The sequence below is a fragment of the Odoribacter splanchnicus DSM 20712 genome (assembly GCF_000190535.1).
GTDB classification, from domain to species: domain Bacteria; phylum Bacteroidota; class Bacteroidia; order Bacteroidales; family Marinifilaceae; genus Odoribacter; species Odoribacter splanchnicus.
The window spans coordinates 3,985,971-4,002,732 of the sequence record NC_015160.1; the positions used below are offsets into that span (position 1 = coordinate 3,985,971).

General features: G+C 40.1%; 19 protein-coding genes, 1 tRNA gene and 2 pseudogenes. 12 read left to right on the top strand and 10 right to left on the bottom strand.

Translation table 11 applies throughout. The features are described from left to right. Window positions 1–27 precede the first annotated feature (27 nt). From ODOSP_RS20550 to ODOSP_RS16905, 9 genes are all read left to right on the top strand, one after another. On the top strand, window positions 28–222 hold the full coding sequence (locus tag ODOSP_RS20550; protein ID WP_353844338.1) for a glycoside hydrolase domain-containing protein: 195 nt from the start codon (window positions 28–30) through the stop codon (window positions 220–222). Between the two features lie 75 nt (window positions 223–297). Next, window positions 298–423 carry a glycoside hydrolase domain-containing protein gene (locus ODOSP_RS20555; protein WP_353955696.1) on the top strand — a complete coding sequence of 42 codons (126 nt, stop codon included), beginning with the start codon at window positions 298–300 and terminating at the stop codon, window positions 421–423. A 230-nt stretch (window positions 424–653) separates the two neighbouring features. After that, a tRNA-Pro gene (locus ODOSP_RS16870) sits at window positions 654–727 on the top strand. A gap of 102 nt (window positions 728–829) precedes the next feature. Further along, window positions 830–1,090: an Arm DNA-binding domain-containing protein gene (locus tag ODOSP_RS20435; RefSeq protein ID WP_071823586.1), complete on the top strand. Its 261-nt coding sequence runs from the start codon at window positions 830–832 to the stop codon at window positions 1,088–1,090. Window positions 1,091–1,949: 859 nt separating this feature from the next. Beyond that, complete coding sequence (locus tag ODOSP_RS16885) at window positions 1,950–2,249, top strand: nucleotidyltransferase family protein (RefSeq protein WP_013613501.1); 300 nt, start codon at window positions 1,950–1,952, stop codon at window positions 2,247–2,249. Then, window positions 2,242–2,580, top strand: a complete 339-nt coding sequence (locus tag ODOSP_RS16890; protein ID WP_013613502.1) for a HepT-like ribonuclease domain-containing protein — start codon at window positions 2,242–2,244, stop codon at window positions 2,578–2,580. The genes ODOSP_RS16885 and ODOSP_RS16890 overlap by 8 nt, the downstream gene beginning before the upstream one ends. Window positions 2,581–3,393: 813 nt before the next feature. Then, entirely contained in the window at window positions 3,394–3,690 is a 297-nt protein-coding gene (locus tag ODOSP_RS16895; RefSeq protein ID WP_013613503.1) for a nucleotidyltransferase family protein, read from the top strand. Between the two features lie 150 nt (window positions 3,691–3,840). After that, window positions 3,841–4,020, top strand: coding sequence for a HepT-like ribonuclease domain-containing protein (locus ODOSP_RS20315; RefSeq protein WP_229041888.1), 180 nt, complete (start codon window positions 3,841–3,843; stop codon window positions 4,018–4,020). Window positions 4,021–4,390: 370 nt separating this feature from the next. Further along, window positions 4,391–4,978 carry a DNA-3-methyladenine glycosylase I gene (locus tag ODOSP_RS16905; protein WP_013613504.1) on the top strand — a complete coding sequence of 196 codons (588 nt, stop codon included), beginning with the start codon at window positions 4,391–4,393 and terminating at the stop codon, window positions 4,976–4,978. A 214-nt stretch (window positions 4,979–5,192) separates the two neighbouring features. Here the strand turns inward: ODOSP_RS16905 and ODOSP_RS16910 are convergent, their stop codons facing one another. From ODOSP_RS16910 to ODOSP_RS16935, 6 genes are all read right to left on the bottom strand, one after another. Beyond that, a complete protein-coding gene (locus ODOSP_RS16910) occupies window positions 5,193–6,161 on the bottom strand; it encodes a permease (RefSeq protein WP_013613506.1) in 969 nt (322 codons plus the stop codon). Between the two features lie 36 nt (window positions 6,162–6,197). After that, entirely contained in the window at window positions 6,198–6,662 is a 465-nt protein-coding gene (locus ODOSP_RS19015) for a thioredoxin family protein (RefSeq protein ID WP_013613507.1), read from the bottom strand. 15 nt (window positions 6,663–6,677) lie between these two features. Further along, window positions 6,678–7,382 (bottom strand): aromatic aminobenezylarsenical efflux permease ArsG family transporter, encoded by a 705-nt coding sequence (locus ODOSP_RS16920; RefSeq protein ID WP_013613508.1) that lies wholly within the window; start codon window positions 7,380–7,382, stop codon window positions 6,678–6,680. Between the two features lie 3 nt (window positions 7,383–7,385). Further along, complete coding sequence (locus tag ODOSP_RS16925; RefSeq protein ID WP_013613509.1) at window positions 7,386–7,817, bottom strand: nitrophenyl compound nitroreductase subunit ArsF family protein; 432 nt, start codon at window positions 7,815–7,817, stop codon at window positions 7,386–7,388. Window positions 7,818–7,823: 6 nt separating this feature from the next. Further along, window positions 7,824–8,057, bottom strand: a complete 234-nt coding sequence (locus ODOSP_RS16930) for a thioredoxin family protein (protein WP_013613510.1) — start codon at window positions 8,055–8,057, stop codon at window positions 7,824–7,826. Between the two features lie 110 nt (window positions 8,058–8,167). After that, on the bottom strand, window positions 8,168–8,491 hold the full coding sequence (locus ODOSP_RS16935; protein ID WP_013613511.1) for an ArsR/SmtB family transcription factor: 324 nt from the start codon (window positions 8,489–8,491) through the stop codon (window positions 8,168–8,170). An 868-nt stretch (window positions 8,492–9,359) separates the two neighbouring features. Here ODOSP_RS16935 and ODOSP_RS16940 point away from each other — a divergent pair. After that, the gene (locus ODOSP_RS16940; protein WP_013613512.1) at window positions 9,360–10,619 is read left to right on the top strand and encodes an ATP-binding protein; all 1,260 of its coding nucleotides are present in this window, start codon (window positions 9,360–9,362) and stop codon (window positions 10,617–10,619) included. Between the two features lie 8 nt (window positions 10,620–10,627). Here ODOSP_RS16940 and ODOSP_RS20000 read toward each other — a convergent pair whose 3' ends face one another. The 3 genes from ODOSP_RS20000 to ODOSP_RS16950 all read right to left on the bottom strand — a co-directional run bounded on the left by ODOSP_RS20000 (window position 10,628) and on the right by ODOSP_RS16950 (window position 13,936). Continuing rightward, window positions 10,628–10,777, bottom strand: a complete 150-nt coding sequence (locus ODOSP_RS20000) for a hypothetical protein (protein WP_157741864.1) — start codon at window positions 10,775–10,777, stop codon at window positions 10,628–10,630. 16 nt (window positions 10,778–10,793) lie between these two features. Then, the gene (locus ODOSP_RS16945) at window positions 10,794–13,271 is read right to left on the bottom strand and encodes a heavy metal translocating P-type ATPase (protein ID WP_013613513.1); all 2,478 of its coding nucleotides are present in this window, start codon (window positions 13,269–13,271) and stop codon (window positions 10,794–10,796) included. An 89-nt stretch (window positions 13,272–13,360) separates the two neighbouring features. Next, on the bottom strand, window positions 13,361–13,936 hold the full coding sequence (locus tag ODOSP_RS16950) for a helix-turn-helix domain-containing protein (protein ID WP_013613514.1): 576 nt from the start codon (window positions 13,934–13,936) through the stop codon (window positions 13,361–13,363). A 293-nt stretch (window positions 13,937–14,229) separates the two neighbouring features. Between ODOSP_RS16950 and ODOSP_RS16955 the strand changes: the two genes are divergently transcribed. Further along, window positions 14,230–14,814, top strand: coding sequence for a nucleotidyltransferase domain-containing protein (locus ODOSP_RS16955; RefSeq protein ID WP_013613515.1), 585 nt, complete (start codon window positions 14,230–14,232; stop codon window positions 14,812–14,814). Here the strand turns inward: ODOSP_RS16955 and ODOSP_RS16960 are convergent. Further along, a pseudogene (locus ODOSP_RS16960) lies at window positions 14,815–15,407 on the bottom strand (response regulator transcription factor). Between the two features lie 416 nt (window positions 15,408–15,823). Here ODOSP_RS16960 and ODOSP_RS16965 point away from each other — a divergent pair. After that, window positions 15,824–16,689: pseudogene (locus ODOSP_RS16965) on the top strand (BRO-N domain-containing protein). Window positions 16,690–16,762 lie beyond the last annotated feature (73 nt).

The following is a 16,762-nucleotide window of genomic DNA, read 5'->3' on the forward strand; positions in this document are numbered from 1 at the left end:
TGGTTTGTGCCTCACGATATCGAGGGTATGAAGGCATTGAGGGGAGAGGTTTTCTTTATTCAGGAATTGGAACTTTTCTTCGACCGTACGACGAAGGATTTTCTGTGGAGTGATTACTATAATCATCCCAACGAACCCGATCATCATGTGCCTTTTTTGTTTAACTATTCTTCAAAACCCTATACGAACCGACCAGGCCTGTCTTCAATGAAGCTGTGCTGAAACTCGATCCGAAATTTTATCCCGGCAAGAAGTTTATGGTAAAGGCCCTGAACAATTCCCCCCGAAAATGTCTATATCCAAAAGATCTGGCTGAATGGCAAACCGCTCGACCGATTGTGGATTTCCCATGACGAAATCATCTCCGGTGGCGAATTGGTATTTGAATTGGGTGATACCCCCAATAAGTCCTTAGGTCTATAAAATAAGAAGAGCTGTTCTGAGTCGGAGCAGCTCTTTCTTTTAAGAAAAGACTACAGATTGGATTATATATTTGGTTATAGCAAATAAAACCAAAGTTTGTGACGATCCGGTGACGAAACCGTGAAAAAATAGTTACATCTTTTCTGATCCCCCCTCTATCCTTGTAAATAAATCTCCCTAAACCGTTGTTTTTTCAATTTCAATGATTACCTTTGCATCCGAATTCAAAACGGGGCGTAGCGCAGTCCGGTAGCGCATCTGCTTTGGGAGCAGAGGGTCGCAGGTTCGAATCCTGTCACCCCGACAGAAAATGAGACAGTTACGAAAGTAGCTGTTTTTTTATTGTCGTGATTTTTGGGTGAAATGGGTGGTTTTCGTCAACCAGAACGTCAACCAGAAATTTAGTATGAATGCTTCTGTATCAGTGGTTTGTTACAAATCTAAGGTGCTTTCTAATGGAAAATCCCCTTTAATGCTTCGGGTTACAAAAGATAGAAAACCAAAGTATGTAAGTTTGGGTATATTTGCTAGCATTTTGAAGAATACAGGTGTTAATATAGCTCTAATCTCCCAAGCATTAGGACACCAAGATATAAAGACAACAGAAATATATCTTAGTAAGTTTGATGATAAGCAAATGGATGAAATTATGAGTAATTTACTTTAGTTGCATCTAAAGTTGATAAATTTAGTAAGGTGAATTTTAGCCAGAATGGTATATAACAATGTATCTTCTGGCTATAGGTTTCCTAACTACTAGATCTGTGTAAAAAATCTCAATAAACAAACTTGTATGATTTAGAATCTATTTTATGTCAATATTAGTTATTAGAATACTATTTATATAAAGAAAAGGGGAAAAATATCGCAGTTATAAATATTTATTACCTTTATATTTCTAACGATATGTATGTAATAATAAAGATTCATCTATGGCATAATAGAGATTAGTATGCATTTTGTTTAAAAAAAATAAAAGGAATAGATATACTTGAAGTTGCTCAAAGGTTAGGTTTACCTGTAACTTCATATAAAAAATCCATTGTCTAGTTGGAATGTATAAATGGCAGAACTTTACTTACATGAACACCAGATCGGTCACGTTGGGATTCTTTAACGACAAACTCGACCCTGTGAACTCGATACGATTCGATAAGTATGAACTAACGGAAATAAATTTCAATGGTGACACGTTTAACCCTTACCAGCAAAATAGCCCCTGTTATCATGTAAAGGATACTCGTGCGGAACAATCTTTATCAATAGAGCATATACCACTTGCCAACTTTCAACAGGTTTTAAATACAATCTGGGAAGCTGAAAGTAAGAAATAGTAATATAAAAAAGAAAAGCCAGTATTTTATATTATTTATAAAGTTGCTGGCTTGAATTTCATATTTTTACTTCTATTTACTATCAAACACTTGACAATATATCAAAAATAACCAACACTTAATAATCTGTTATTTCTAGCGTTTTTGTTTTGTCTTCAACAATCACTATATTTGCAAAAAGAGAATGACTACATGAATCTGATTGAATTAAATATGGATAAAATCATTGCCTTGTGCAAGAAGTACAAGGTTAGTAAATTATTCGTATTTGGTTCTATCCTCACGAATCGTTTTAATAAAGAAAGCGATGTTGATTTCATAGTTAATTTCGACAAAGCACAAGTAACAGATTATTTTAGTAATTTCTTTGACTTGAAATACGCTTTAGAAGATATATTGGGAAGAGAAGTTGATTTACTGGAAGAACACGCTATTCGTAATCATTATTTGAAAGAAACTATCGAGCAAACCAAAGCATTAATATATGGATAACTTTACCAAGAAACACTTGCAAGATATACTTAATGCGATTGATGACATTGAAACATTTTTCGAGGGACAACCAAAATTGTTTGAAGAATTTTGTCGAGATATACGTTTACAAAGAGCGATTGAGAGGTGCATTGAAATTATCGGTGAGGCGATGAACAGGATATTAAAAGAGAACAAGGATATAGCCATCACTAACGCTCGTAAAATCGTGGACGCTCGTAATTATATCGTACATGGTTATGATAGTCTTTCGGTTGATATTCTTTGGAGTATTGTTGTCAATCACCTCCCCCGTTTGAAAAATGAAGTGGAAAAATTACTACAAGAATAATATTAAGCGGTAAATCCATTTAGTGGAAAAATACAAAATTCTACTCTCTATATACAATTATAAATGGCACTATAAAATATTTGTTTGTCCTTTATTTTTATTATTAAAAGGCAAACAGGCTGTAATTCCCGCTGGAACATCTATTTCTGCAACCGTGGCAACAGATACTTATATTAAATTGTAATGCAAAAGGGGTGATTATTATTTAAAAATGTCTGTTTATAATCATATTTTGTTAATATGATTTTACGTTGACTCATCGTGCGTATGTCAACTTGGGTGCGAGGGGATGATAGACTTCGGTTTGGGATTTCTAAAAATATCAGGATATAACATTTGTAATCTCTCCATGTTTACATACCTGAATAAATCCATTTCATGGAAAATTCGATAATGTTCTACACCAAACCATTCTGAATTGGAGGTTTTTCCTTTCTCATGTAATTTCATAGGAACAAATTTTTCTAACAAACAAAAGAGTATCTAATTCAGGAAAGAACATCAGACCAATCATTTACATGTACAAAGGTACTTGTAGAATAGGATACGACAAAGTAAATATGCCAGAATATCAAATATTTATGTATGTAATGATGTATTGATTCATTTTTATGTAGACAGCTTTGAAGATAAAGAATATTGCATTTTAGATATTCCTCATAACAGAATTGTAGTTAGTGAGCGATTTCCTTCATTTTAGGTATTATATGCCAACTCTGAGGAAAAGTCACTGACTTAAATATTTAACCATTAGTTGCTCGTAACATCATGGTTTTCTCATCAACATTCACTATTTTTGCAAAAAGAGCAAATATGAAACAAGCTATTATCAATAAACTAAGAGAGTTCTTCACGCTACAACCAGTTGAGAAAGCATGGGTGTTTGGTTCTTATTCTCGTGGAGAAGAATCAAGGGAGAGTGATATTGATATACTTGTACGCTTTGACAAGAATGCTAATGTTACTCTTTTCAAGTATATCGGTATTGTGAACGCCTTACAATCTCTTCTGCACAAGAAAATTGATTTGGTGGAAGAAGGACAGTTGAAAGATTTCGCTAAAGAATCGGCTGAACAGGATAAAATATTGATCTATGAGAGAGAAGCCTAAAGATATCAACCGCTTGTCCCATATAATAGAGGCAATTGATAACTTGTTCGAAGTTACTAAAGGTATCAGTTTTGACGGGTACAAGGGAAATAAGACACTCCGTTTGCCGTTATCAAAAATTTACAGATAATTGGAGAAGCGGCATATTTACTGACAAATGAATTTAAAGAAAAGCATCCAGAAGTTGAATGGAAAGTTATAATTGGAATGCGCCATGTTTTGGTACATGATTATTATCAAATCAGTGATGAAATGGTGTGGGCTACAATTCAAACAGAACTACTGCCATTAAAAGAGAAGGTTGAGTTATACAAACGTAAATTAGAATAAAATATCATCACAGATAAAATATACTGGCAATAGATTCACTTCTATTGCTTTTTTTATTTGGTGGAAAATTGTAGCAAATTTAATTATATATACCCAATAGAAATATTATTCACCAATTTACGTATTTCAATTAGAGATATGAATTAAATTGAAATTTTATGTATAACCAATTAATAACAAAAAGTATGTGTATAAAAATCATATTCCAACCACCATAATTTAGTGCTAAATTGTTTATATATAAGCTATATATTACTTATATTTAACAAGGTGTAAGAAAGGGGGAGAGAGGGAGGATAGAATCGCTTGCCGATCGTTGGTACGTGGCTGTGAATCTATTATCTTTATGCCGTAATAAAATATGATGATGATGCAGGATATAATAAACGGACGCTGCGGTTGGTGTAAAACAGACGAACTGTATGTGAAATACCATGATGAGGAGTGGGGAAAATTGGTAACCGACGATAGGAGGCTGTTTGAGTTTCTGGTGTTGGAGAGTGCACAGGCGGGCTTGAGTTGGATAACGATTCTTAGAAAACGTGAAGGATATCGTAAAGCTTTTTACAATTTCGATGCCGGATTGGTTGCACAAATGACCGATGAAGATGTCGAACGGTTAATGCAGTTTGACGGTATTGTGAAAAATCGTTTGAAAATTAAGTCGACAATCACCAATGCAAGGCTATTCCTTGCCATACAAAAGGAGTTCGGTAGTTTCTATGATTATACACTGTCGTTTTTTCCTGACCGGAAGCCGATTATCAATGCTTTTCGGTCATTGAGTGAAATTCCGGTGTCTTCACCCGAATCCGATGCCATGAGTAAAGATATGAAAAAGCGTGGATTTAAATTCTTCGGAACTACGATTTGTTATGCCCATTTGCAGGCTTCAGGGTTTATCGACGATCATCTGACGGATTGTTTGTGTCGGAAAGTTGTCCGGCAGGATGGATAGGGAATACGTTATATATGAGTACATGGTTATCATCAGATTAAAGATGAGATGGCTTGGAACACAATACAAAAAAAGAGTTCTTCGGTTTATGCTCTAAGTCGTGGCATTCTGTCGGTCATAGCCTGGAGGATGAATTTGCATTTTTTAGCCAGGCTGCAGGTTTTCGGATACCTGGCTAAAAAATGATCAGATCGGATTGAAGGGAAATAGCGGTCTATAAGATCATATTGAATATAAATCCCGATAGGATAATAAAAGCGGCCACTGTGCCGAAGAATATCCCGATCAGCCGCCAGGTCATCACTTTCTTTAAAAGTGTCGCTTCGGGTAATGAAAGCCCTACTACGGCCATCATGAACGCAATGGCTGTTCCTACCGGGATTCCTTTGGCTACAAAAACCTGAATGACAGGAACAATCCCTGCAGCGTTGGCATACATGGGAACTGCCAGAATGACCGACAACGATACTGCATACCAGTGTTCTTTCGACATATAAGTTTCGAAAAATCCTTCGGGGACGAATCCATGCATGGCTGCTCCGATGCCAATACCGATGATCACATATAGCAATACACCTCTTACAATACCCCAGGCATCACGCAGAATGACCGGTAACCGTTTCATAAAAGGCGTTCCGGTATTTTCCCAGGATTCACTTTCTGTTTCCGAATTTTGCTGAATGCTTTTCACCCAATCGCTTAGGTAACGTTCTAACCTGAAACGGTTCAAAACGATTCCGCCGATAATTCCCAATAAAATACCGCTTACCACATATACAACTGTGATTTTCACTCCGAATGTACCCAGGAACATGGCTACCGCTACCTCATTTACCAGCGGAGAGGTAATCAGGAAGCTTAACGTAACTCCCAGGGGAATCCCGCCTTTGACGAAGCCGATGAATAACGGAATGGATGAGCATGAGCAAAATGGCGTTATCGCTCCGAACAAAGCGGCAAATACATACTCCAGCCCATATAACCGGCGGGTAGTTAGATAGTGACGTAACCGCCCGATCGGGAAATAAGCATTTACTACTCCCATCACTACGCTGATTAAGAATAATAATAGGATGATTTTCACCGTATCGTAAAAAAAGAAATTCACGGCTTCTCCCAGATGACTTTTTGCCTCTAGGCCGAAAATCCCGTTGACCAACCAATCTGCAAATTTCTGTATCATAATCGAATTGTTTACTTCTCTCTTGTCATTATAAAATTATTTGAATACCGTTCCCAGATCTTCTGCTGAAATAAAGCCTGTGTGCCGGAATATTTCATGTCCGTTATTATCTAATATGATTTGTGTAGGAATGGCGGCGATCCCGAAATATTTCGTCCATTCCTGTGTTTCTTGCTTCGACACATTCATAAACCGAACTTTAACTCTTTTGCCGTATGTTGTTCGGATATCTTCCATGACACGTTCCATTTTCCGGCAGCTTATACAACCCATCGCTCCGAATTCCAGAAAAGTATATTGCAGTCCTGTATCGCGTCGGTCTTTGTAGTTGTACAAGATTTGTATGCTATCTGCTATGCTTGCTGCCGTCGTTTCGTTTTGCATCCGGCTCATTCGGGTGGAACCTAGCCGGATGAAAGTATCCTGTAATGCAAGGAGAACTATAAGGATAACTATAGGTAAAGTAACCGTTATTCCTGTTTTTATCAGTTGTCTTTTCATTCCTTCCTCCGATTTTTATAATAACCTGATCAGATAATAGAGGCCGGTGCCGGTGAATAACCAGCCGACAATCCTTCGCATCCATCGTTCGAACACCTGTAGGCGATTGTAGAAACGTCCGATTCCTGCAATACTGTAGGCCAGCAGCCAGGCCACTACCGCTACCGGTAAAGCTGTGGCTACAGCAAAAACAACAGGAAACCACATCCCGCCTGTTGAGATCGCTGCCATCGGTATCAGCAGACCGAAGTAGAAAACCCCGCTTGTCGGACAGAAAGCCAAGGCAAATAATATACCCAATGTCAGACTACCTACACCACCTTTCAGGTTTTGCAGTTTTTCATTGTCTCCCGAAAAACCGAATTTCGGAAGATTCAACCGTTGACCCCATAGCATAAATCCACCGGTAAGCAATAGTAAAGGTGAAATAATCCATTTCCCCCACTGACTGATTCCTTTTTGTATGGCGAACATACTTGCTCCTTCCCGTAAAATGGGGATAACCAGCAGGCCCAGGACTGTATAGGTAATAATCCGCCCCAAGGTATAAAGTAACCCGTTTCGAAAAATTCGTTTCCGGTTACCGATATCCCGGCTGATAAAACCGATAGCCGTTATATTTGTTGCTAAAGGGCAGGGGCTTATTGCGGTCAGTAAACCCAGTACGAAAGCTGTCGCGACAGGTAGACCGCTATTCATCAAAATGTCCGGAGATTCCATTATTTATTTCATCAATATTTCAATTTTTTCTTTCAATCCTGCTTTAAATCCTTCGGGATCGCTTGTTGCCTTCGAAAAAGCAAATTCTGTCATATTGTTTCGCTGTTCCTGCCCATCTTTCCAGCGATTTACAAACAGAGATGACCAGGTGACTTCATACCGATCCGCTATTTTTTCTCCTTCTTTATCCGAAATATCTACTGTCCGGTATACGATCTGTCCGGTTTTCACTGCTTCTGCGAGACTTCCTGTCAGCAATTCTTTTGTCTGTGCCTCGATGCTTTTACAAGTCATACAACGTTGTTTCCCATGAAAATAAATTACCTCCACCCGGTCGCCGGTTACGGTTTGTTCCTGTAGCTGCAAGTTTCTGCTTTGCTTTTCTCTGCAGGCGGAGAATAGAGTCAATGTAATCAATAAAGTTGTGAGTCGCATGGTCGTTTATTTTACAAGTAACTTTTTAACCTCACTAACGGTCGGCTTTCGGCCGCTCGATACCACTTTACCGTCGATTACCAAGGCCGGCATGCTCATTACGTTATACTTCATAATCTCGGTCAGTTCCTCTACTTTTACGACCTTCGCTTCAATACCGGTTTCCGATACAGCTTGTATTACTGCTGTATAAAGTGCTTTACAACTTGCACAGCCTGTTCCTAATACTTTAATTTCCATCGTTTCAAAATATTAAATAGTGAATAATTCTCATCATACAAGATTCTTGTTATTATTGTTTGTAATTCGTAGAATTACGAACAATATTCGCATAAAAAAGCCTGCTGTTTTCAGCAACAAGATTTTTTGTCTTTACAATGACAGAAAAAAACTGAAAATAATCGTTTGGCTTCCTCCCAATTGGTCCGGTTGATACAATATTTCACTTTCGGTGCCTCTATTTCTCCCTGTATCAATCCGGCTTCCTTTAATTCCTTCAAGTGTTGTGAAACCGTTGCTTTGGCTATCGGTAATTCTTCATGGATATCTCCGAAAAAGCAGGTTTCCCGTCCTGCCAGAAATTGCAGGATAGCCATTCGGGCCGGATGTCCCATTGCTTTAGCGTAGCGGGCTATTCGTTCTTGTTCGTCTGTATAATCTTTAGTCTTCCCCATAAATCAGTTTTATTGTTCGCAAAGTTACGAACAATGTTTCAAACGACAAAATTCTGGCAGGAAATACTGTAGAAATCTCTGCCGGACATTTGAAACAGAAACTCTGATCAGGAAATCGTTCATATGCTTATTATTACCCCGAAATGCCGGTCTCATCCAGTCGTCCCGGTACTGTTTGGGAGTGATATCAAGGTATTAATTTCCCATTGTGAGTTGAAGTAAGCAATGGCTGTTACATTGTCGGCATTACGGTACCTTCCTGGTCCTGATATCGGGCCTGAATTGCTAAGATCTGCCCGGTTTTACGACATTGTAATCAGAGGGGGGGGCGATGGGATTGATCGGAGTGCCTTCAAAAGATGTTGTGGTGGACTGACGGGAAAGGAACATATGGTCGGTCCCATAAAACCAAAGTTGTATACCGGATAACATTATTATTTTGTTATAAGTATCTATTATTAGTTGATTATCAGTACTATACACTCTAAACGGTAGAAAAGTGACCGTATGGATTCTGATTAGATACAAAAAGGTGAATATTTAACGTATTTAACTTTCGATCACATCAAGAATCACGGAATAAGGTTTGGGAGGGGGCGCTTTTAACTGACCACATAATGTGGTGAATGGAAGTTATATGACGAAATTCATAAAGGGGTACGGTTGAAACGACTCCCTTGAACGTAGGGTGTGATTACATGTTAGCCCCTTTGTTCTAAAAAGCATTTTTATGTAGTTTACGATGCTACGTTTTAGTGTTTTTTTACTTGATAACGCAGTTTTTTCATTGATTGTGCTGGCTTTTGGGATAAAACTATTATCTTTGCGGTGTAAAATGTGATACCAGTATCAAAAACAATACTCTAATATGATATTTGAACGTAAGAAATACTTGGATGAACTTATTGCAGGACGTGGAAACGGTCTTGTGAAGATTATAACAGGTGTCAGACGATGTGGAAAGTCTTTCCTGTTGTTTGATATCTGGCATAACTGGTTGTTGGAACATGGGGTGACTAATAGTCACATCATAGAAATACAACTTGATGATTTCCGAAACAGACGGTTGAGAAAGCCTGATTCCTTGCTCGATTATATAGATTCAAAGGTTGTGGATGATGGCAATCCTTATTATATAGTCTTGGACGAGGTACAACTTGTAGAAGAATTTGTGGAGGTTATTCTTAGCTTGACACACATGCGGAATGTAGATGTGTATGTGTCAGGCTCAAACTCTCGTTTCCTGTCAAGTGATGTTGTGACTGAGTTTCGAGGCAGAGGTGACGAGATACGCATCTGGCCTCTCACCTTTGACGAGTACTTTAATGGTATTGGTGGCGATATACGCAAAGCTTGGTTGGATTACTATACTTTTGGAGGACTGCCACAGGTGGCTTTGCTTGAAACGGAAGAAAAGAAAACAGACTATTTGCGTGGTCTGTATGAAACGACCTATCTGCGTGACGTAATTGAGCGCAACCATCTGCGTAATCCTGAAGGAATGAAGGAATTGGTGCGTGTAATAGCCTCGGGCATTGGTTCATCAACCAATCCAACGAGAATAGCCAATACCTTTCAATCTTCACAAGGGGTAACCATAAAAAGAGACACTATAAAACAATACATTGACTATCTGAAAGACTCATTCTTGATAGAGGAAGCCTTGCGCTATGATGTGAAAGGCAGAAAATATATTGGTACCGAGACGAAATACTACTTCGCTGATGTCGGCATACGTGCAGCCATTCTCAACTATCGACAGCAGGAGGAAACACACATTATGGAAAACATTATCTATAATGAACTTCGCAGTCGAGGATATAATGTGGACGTAGGATTGGTTGAACTTGGTGGCAAGGATAAGAACGGTAAGTTTATCAGAAAACAGTTGGAGGTAGACTTTGTGGTGAACCGCCCTCCATACAGGGTCTATATCCAGTCGGCTTTCCACATGCCTACGCCAGAAAAGGAACAGCAAGAACGTCGCCCATTATTGTCAATCAATGACCACTTTCGTAAGATTGTCATTGTTGGTGATGACATTCATCGCAAGGAGGACGAACTCGGTGTGTTGACTGTCGGACTCTTGGATTTCTTGACAGATAAGAACTTGTTGGAGCAAGGATAATCATTTTATTATATAATCTCTTTCTCATGCAGGATTTCGGCAACTCCTGTCATCAGTAGTATCATGATCAGCGAACAGGCATACCTTCGGCGTTGAAGGGGATCGTTGAATAATAATAAATGGTTGTCCGAATTGTCCTGGTACTTTAGAGGATTCATGCGATTGGCGCGTACATTATTCCAAATCGTGTAATTTATAGTCTCCGGCTTTATTCTGGATGACTTGTTGTAACTCGTTTAAAGAAAATTCTTTATCTGTGAATTCGATTGTCGCTTCCGGAGGATCGAGCGTTACGATTGCTTTTACACCGTCGATGCTGTTCAGTGCTTTTTCAACGTGTGCACGGCAATGACCACACATCATGCCGTCGATAGTAAATCTTTTTTTCATGACTTTTTTATTTATAGGTTCAACTTCTTCGATCCGTACCTCGTTCCCCCTCGGGATAAGGCTTATTTTTTTCCGTTTCAGCCGTAAACTATTGCTTACTACACTCACACTGCTGAATGCCATAGCTGCTCCGCCGATCATTGGATTGAGCAGGAAACCGCAAACCGGATAAAGTATGCCTGCTGCAATAGGAATACTGACCAGGTTGTAAATAAAAGCCCAGAACAGATTTTGCCGGATGGTTTTCACCGTCAGCCGTGATAAACGGATCGTTTCCGGTATTTTCAGCAGGTCGGAGGAAAGGATGGTGACCATGGCGGTTTCCATGGCGATATCACTTCCTTTTCCCATAGCGATACTCAAATCTGCCTGTGCCAATGCTGCGCTATCGTTTATTCCGTCGCCGACCATCGCTACCCGGGCACCTTTTTGTTGCAATTGTTCGATAAAGATAGCTTTGTCGTGAGGAAGAACGCCCGACCGGTAATGGCCGATGTTTGCTTTTCGGGCTATAGCCTGTGCTGTACCGGCATTATCTCCGGTCAGCATGTAAACGGTCAGCCCCATTTTTTCCATCTGCCGGATGGCTTGCAATGAGGTCGGTTTTATCTCGTCGGTGATCGCGATTATGGCCAGGGCCTGGGTCGAATGACCGAACCAGACGACTGTCTTGGCTTCTTTGAGCCAACTTTCGGCCCTTTGTTTTAAGGGTTCCGGGAGGATGACGCCATTGTCTGTGAGTAATTCAGCGGTTCCGGCGTAATAGGTTTCATCGCCTGTCCGGCCTTTTATTCCTTTACCCGGTATCGTTTCGAATCCGGTGACCGGAATGGATGTTTCTTGTCCGAATTCCCTGACTATCGCTTCTGCCAGCGGATGTTCCGACAAACGTTCCAGACTGTATATTATTTTCCGGGCTTCCGTTGTTTCTGTATGCCAGTAAGTATTTACGACCCTTGGATGCCCTTCGGTTATCGTACCTGTTTTATCTAATACAATCGTATCGATTTTCCGGGCAATCTCCAGGCTTGTCGCATCTTTTATCAGAATGCCGTGTTCAGCTCCCTTTCCGATTCCTACGATGAGTGCTGTCGGAGTAGCCAGGCCCAGGGCACAGGGGCAGGCAATGATGAGGACGGTGATCATAGCCAGCAGACCGTGGGAAAAACCGGCAGTCGGTGCGAATAAACACCACAACCCGAAAGTCAACAAGGCTATACCGATGATAACGGGTACGAAAATACCGGCTATTTTATCTACCAGTTTCTGTACCGGGGCTTTACTTCCCTGGGCATCTTGCACCATGCGGATGATTTGAGCCAGCATGGTATCGGCCCCTGTTTTGTCGGCAGTGAAATGAAAAGCCCCTTTCTGATTCACCGTTCCGGCATATACCTTTTCGCCGGCTTGTTTGTGTACGGCTATAGGCTCACCGCTGAGCATGCTTTCATCGACGTATGAATCCCCGCTTATTACCGTCCCGTCAACAGCGATACGTTCTCCGGGTTTTACAGCTATCGTATCTCCGATCCGGGCATTTTCGATCGGTACGGTTTGTTCGCCCGATCCGGTAACGATCGTAATTGTTTTGGGTTGCAGACCCGCTAGTCTACGGATAGCCGTTGAGGTGTTTTGTTTCGCCCGTTCTTCGAGTAAGCGGCCCAGAAGAATAAAAGCTATAATACCGCTTGCAGCCTCGAAATACAAATGGGGCGTTATCCCCCGCGATAACCAGAAATCCGGGAACAATAGATTGAATACACTGAATAGATAAGCGATACCGGTGCTGTTGGCAACCAGGGTATCCATATTGGAAGTACCGTGTTTCAATTGCTGCCAGGCACTGAGGTAGAATCTGTTTCCGAAACCTAAAACGACACAGGTCGAAAGGAACCATAAAACATAGTTCATGTAAGGAATATTCACAAACACCATACTGATGACCATGATCGGTAGCGATAATAAAGTAGCCCCGAAGGTCTGAATTTTCAATAAACGGTATTTTTCGTTTTGTATTTGTTTGGCCTTCTCCTCGCCCTGTTGGTCTGTCTCGGTCAGCAGATCGTATCCTGCATCTTGCACCGCATTTTTCAAGGCCTGAACAGAACAGATCTCCGTATCGTAGACGACCTGGGCCTGGGCGGTTGCGTAGTTTATATTGGCTTCACATACACCGGGTTGTTCATGAATGACTTTATCTATTCTCGCTGCACAAGAGGCACAACTCATTCCTACCACCGGAAAAGTTTTTTTTATTTTCATACGCTTAACCTTTATATGATCTCTTTCCGGACAAAGATAAGGTATACCGGCCGATGTACTGTTATAAAATTATGGATATGATTTATATCTTACACTTTATCCAAAGGGGAGCGTTTGTTGCCTTTCAGACGTTTAAATTCACTGGGAGACATTCCGGTTACCTGCCGGAACTGGGAACTCAAATGAGCGACACTCGAATATTGAAGCTGTGTGGCTATTTCGCCGATCGTCAGCTCGTCGTAAATGAGTAATTCTTTGATGCGTTCTACTTTTTGAGCAATATAGTATTTCTCTATGCTGATACCGTTTTCTTCGGAAAAAAGTTTACTTAGCAAACTGTAGTCGTAATGACATCTCCCGCTTAAATATTCGGATAATTTCAATTTAGAGAGATTATTTTCATAATGGACCAGTTCGATAATGGCAGTACGGATTTGTTCGATAAGACGATGGCGTTTATCGTCGAGCAATTCGAACCCGAGCGCTTCAAGTGCTTTCCGGATCAGAAACCGGTCTGCCGGTTTCAACGGTTCTTCGATGACAACCTTACCCAATTCAATCCGGAGTGGATTGAAATTCAGGTTTTTGAGCATTTCTGATACAACCAGAATACATCGGTTACAAACCATATTTTTTATAAAAAGAACGTGCTCTTGTTCTTCCATCGTGATTATTATTAAGCGTTTGCTTTGCCACTCTGCACTTTCACAGCAATGTCCCGGACAAAAATAGGGATTATTTCGGTGGCTTTGCATGATGAAGTTATTAAAAATATTCCGGGCTAATTCCTTAAATAATCTTGTATTATTGATAAGAATGTTTATTTGGGGAATAATAAGATCAATCTTTCTATTGTTCACATGATTCCCTTGCTCCGGAACAGGGGAAAAATAGCTAATTGTAGCTATATAGCTATCGTCGGGAGTTTTGTATTTTTATCCCCACAAAATAAACTCTTATGGATATTATCGAACTCGCAGAACAAAATCAGCAAAATGCCTGGAAATTACTCGATGAAACGGGTATTATTCCGGCTTGGGAACGTATCGGGGCTACCGTACATTTGGTCGGTTCGCTCAAGTCAGGTTTGTTAATGAAAAGCAGGGATATCGATCTGCACATCTATACCGGGAAACTCGATATTACGGAGAGTTTTTCGGTTATGCAGGAATTGGCAGAGCGGCTTAAACTGAAAGAGATTCAATACAAAAACCTGGTTCATACCGAAGAAGAATGTATCGAGTGGCATGTTCTGTATGAAGATCAGGAGCTGCATACATGGAAATTCGATCTGATTCACATCCGCAAAGGTTCGAAATATGACGGGGTGGTGGAAAATGTCACTGCCGCTATTGCAAAACTGCTCACACCCGGGCTTCGGGAAACGATACTTCGGATCAAGTATGAGGTGCCGGATGGCGTAATGATTCCCGGGATCGAGATATACCATGCCGTTTTTACAGGAGGTGTCCGCAGTTACGAGGAATTGGAACGGTGGCGACAGGAACATCCGCTGACCAATAGTTTGGATTGGCTGCCGTGATTAATAAAGGAGGCCGTAATCCTCGGCCCGGTTTATGGCTTCGATAGCATTACCGGCTTGTAGTTTGGATAGAATATGTTTCCGGTGGTTATTTACGGTATAGATACTGAGGTGTAGTTTATAAGCGATCTCTTTGCTGAGTAAGCCTTGCCTTTCCTGTCCTTTTGGACGACCTGGTGGCGACTGATGACATTTACATATTGTTGCCGTACATTCTGCATACGAATTTGAAATACCTGTTGATAATCGTTCCTTTCTTCTTGTGGAAGTGAATAGATAAACAGCCCGTGCTCTATCTGAAAGGCGGGAAGTTGCGCCCGGTCGTCAGGATGGATTCTTTCTTCCAGTAGGTTACCCTGTTTTCTGATCGTTTTTATTTGCTTGGAGTTGTAGCCGAAAAGATCTGTAAAATGATCGGAAGCAAAATCATATCTTTTTTTGAATACATCGACAGTGAAGATACAACTTGGGCTTATTTGGGAAAATGCCTGTATAGAGGTTCTCTTTTTGTCCCACAACTTATAGTCTGTGTCAAGACTGCTGATTTGCTGCCTTGACCATAGTTCTTCGGGAGTTATTCGCTGAATCGTCATGTGGCAAAGATAATAGATAAATCGATTCCTTATTGTTTACTAAGCATTTTGGGGGTAAAGTGATTGATAGTAGAGTTGGTGTTGGAATATACATTGGTTTTACTTATAAAGCAAGCAATAATTGGTAGGGTTGTAATTAGCTGAAGTATCTTATTTGACTATCGACGAATAAGATCAAATTTAGGTGTTTATATACATGTTTATCCTAAATGTATATTTATAAGTGTAAATATGTATATAACTGTTTTAATAAAAATAATCGTCTATGGGAACGGTACAGCCAAGACAATCTTAAAAACGGATAGAGTTATTCAGTAGAATATTTTTGTGGCTCAAATCGTCTAAAACGACAGTCGGTAATTATAGGATAACTCATTCCTAACAGGTATATTTGTAACAATCAAAAGCCGGGTGATATGACAAAACAGAATGCAATCAAAGTCTTCGAAGAAAAGAAAGTCCGTACCGTATGGGACAGTGACAAAGAGGAATGGTATTTCTCAATAGTAGATGTGATAGCGGTATTAACTGATAGTCCTAATCCAAGGAAGTATTGGAGTGTGTTAAAAACTCGTCTAAAAAAGAGGGAAGTGAGTTGACTACAAATTGTAGTCAACTGAAAATGCCCTCATCTGACGGTAAGTATTATAAGACAGATGTTGCTGATACCGAGCAATTGTTTCGGTTGATACAATCCATACCCTCTCCTAAAGCAGAACCTTTCAAGTTGTGGATGGCACAAGTAGCTAAGGAACGACTTGACCAAATGCAAGACCCGGAACTGTCTATTCAGCAGGCTATGATGGATTACAAACGGTTGGGATATTCCGACAACTGGATTAATCAACGGCTCAAAAGTATAGAAATCCGTAAGGACTTAACGGATGAATGGAAACGGCATGGATTACAGGAGGGTGTACAGTTTGCTACTCTAACAGATATCATCTATAAGACCTGGGCAGGAAAAACGGCTAAGGAATATAAACAGTTCAAAGGGTTGAAGAAAGAGAATCTACGGGACAACATGACTAATAAGGAACTGGTATTGAATATGCTTGCAGAACTTTCTACAAAGGAAATATCAGAGGTACAAAACCCGGAATCTTTTGATGAGCATATAGATGTTGCTAAACAAGGTTGAACAATTGCCCTTAATGCAAGATTAGAATTAGAAAAGAAAACCGGAAAATCTGTTGTAACTCCTCTCAATGCAAAAGATGTGTTGGGATTACAAAGCGGAGAAGTGGAAGATGTGGATTTGGACAGTGAAGAATCAAAATAGGAGTGATAGTACAAAGAAACATACTAAGGGAGCCGTAAATGGTTCCCTTTTTTATATATACCTGTCTAAAAGA

What these genes read in the sequence shown, in the direction of transcription:
- ODOSP_RS16945 (WP_013613513.1), bottom strand. Translation starts at nt 13,271, where the DNA reads ATGAAAATAAAAAAAACTTTTCCGGTGGTAGGAATGAGTTGTGCCTCT.
- ODOSP_RS20000 (WP_157741864.1), bottom strand. Translation starts at nt 10,777, where the DNA reads ATGAATCCTCTAAAGTACCAGGACAATTCGGACAACCATTTATTATTA.
- ODOSP_RS20550 (WP_353844338.1), top strand. Translation starts at nt 28, where the DNA reads ATGAAGGCATTGAGGGGAGAGGTTTTCTTTATTCAGGAATTGGAACTT.
- ODOSP_RS16955 (WP_013613515.1), top strand. Translation starts at nt 14,230, where the DNA reads ATGGATATTATCGAACTCGCAGAACAAAATCAGCAAAATGCCTGGAAA.
- ODOSP_RS19015 (WP_013613507.1), bottom strand. Translation starts at nt 6,662, where the DNA reads ATGAAAAGACAACTGATAAAAACAGGAATAACGGTTACTTTACCTATA.
- ODOSP_RS16920 (WP_013613508.1), bottom strand. Translation starts at nt 7,382, where the DNA reads ATGGAATCTCCGGACATTTTGATGAATAGCGGTCTACCTGTCGCGACA.
- ODOSP_RS16890 (WP_013613502.1), top strand. Translation starts at nt 2,242, where the DNA reads ATGGATAACTTTACCAAGAAACACTTGCAAGATATACTTAATGCGATT.
- ODOSP_RS16895 (WP_013613503.1), top strand. Translation starts at nt 3,394, where the DNA reads ATGAAACAAGCTATTATCAATAAACTAAGAGAGTTCTTCACGCTACAA.
- ODOSP_RS16935 (WP_013613511.1), bottom strand. Translation starts at nt 8,491, where the DNA reads ATGGGGAAGACTAAAGATTATACAGACGAACAAGAACGAATAGCCCGC.
- ODOSP_RS16905 (WP_013613504.1), top strand. Translation starts at nt 4,391, where the DNA reads ATGCAGGATATAATAAACGGACGCTGCGGTTGGTGTAAAACAGACGAA.
- ODOSP_RS16950 (WP_013613514.1), bottom strand. Translation starts at nt 13,936, where the DNA reads ATGGAAGAACAAGAGCACGTTCTTTTTATAAAAAATATGGTTTGTAAC.
- ODOSP_RS16885 (WP_013613501.1), top strand. Translation starts at nt 1,950, where the DNA reads ATGAATCTGATTGAATTAAATATGGATAAAATCATTGCCTTGTGCAAG.
- ODOSP_RS16930 (WP_013613510.1), bottom strand. Translation starts at nt 8,057, where the DNA reads ATGGAAATTAAAGTATTAGGAACAGGCTGTGCAAGTTGTAAAGCACTT.
- ODOSP_RS16940 (WP_013613512.1), top strand. Translation starts at nt 9,360, where the DNA reads ATGATATTTGAACGTAAGAAATACTTGGATGAACTTATTGCAGGACGT.
- ODOSP_RS16925 (WP_013613509.1), bottom strand. Translation starts at nt 7,817, where the DNA reads ATGCGACTCACAACTTTATTGATTACATTGACTCTATTCTCCGCCTGC.
- ODOSP_RS20435 (WP_071823586.1), top strand. Translation starts at nt 830, where the DNA reads ATGAATGCTTCTGTATCAGTGGTTTGTTACAAATCTAAGGTGCTTTCT.
- ODOSP_RS16910 (WP_013613506.1), bottom strand. Translation starts at nt 6,161, where the DNA reads ATGATACAGAAATTTGCAGATTGGTTGGTCAACGGGATTTTCGGCCTA.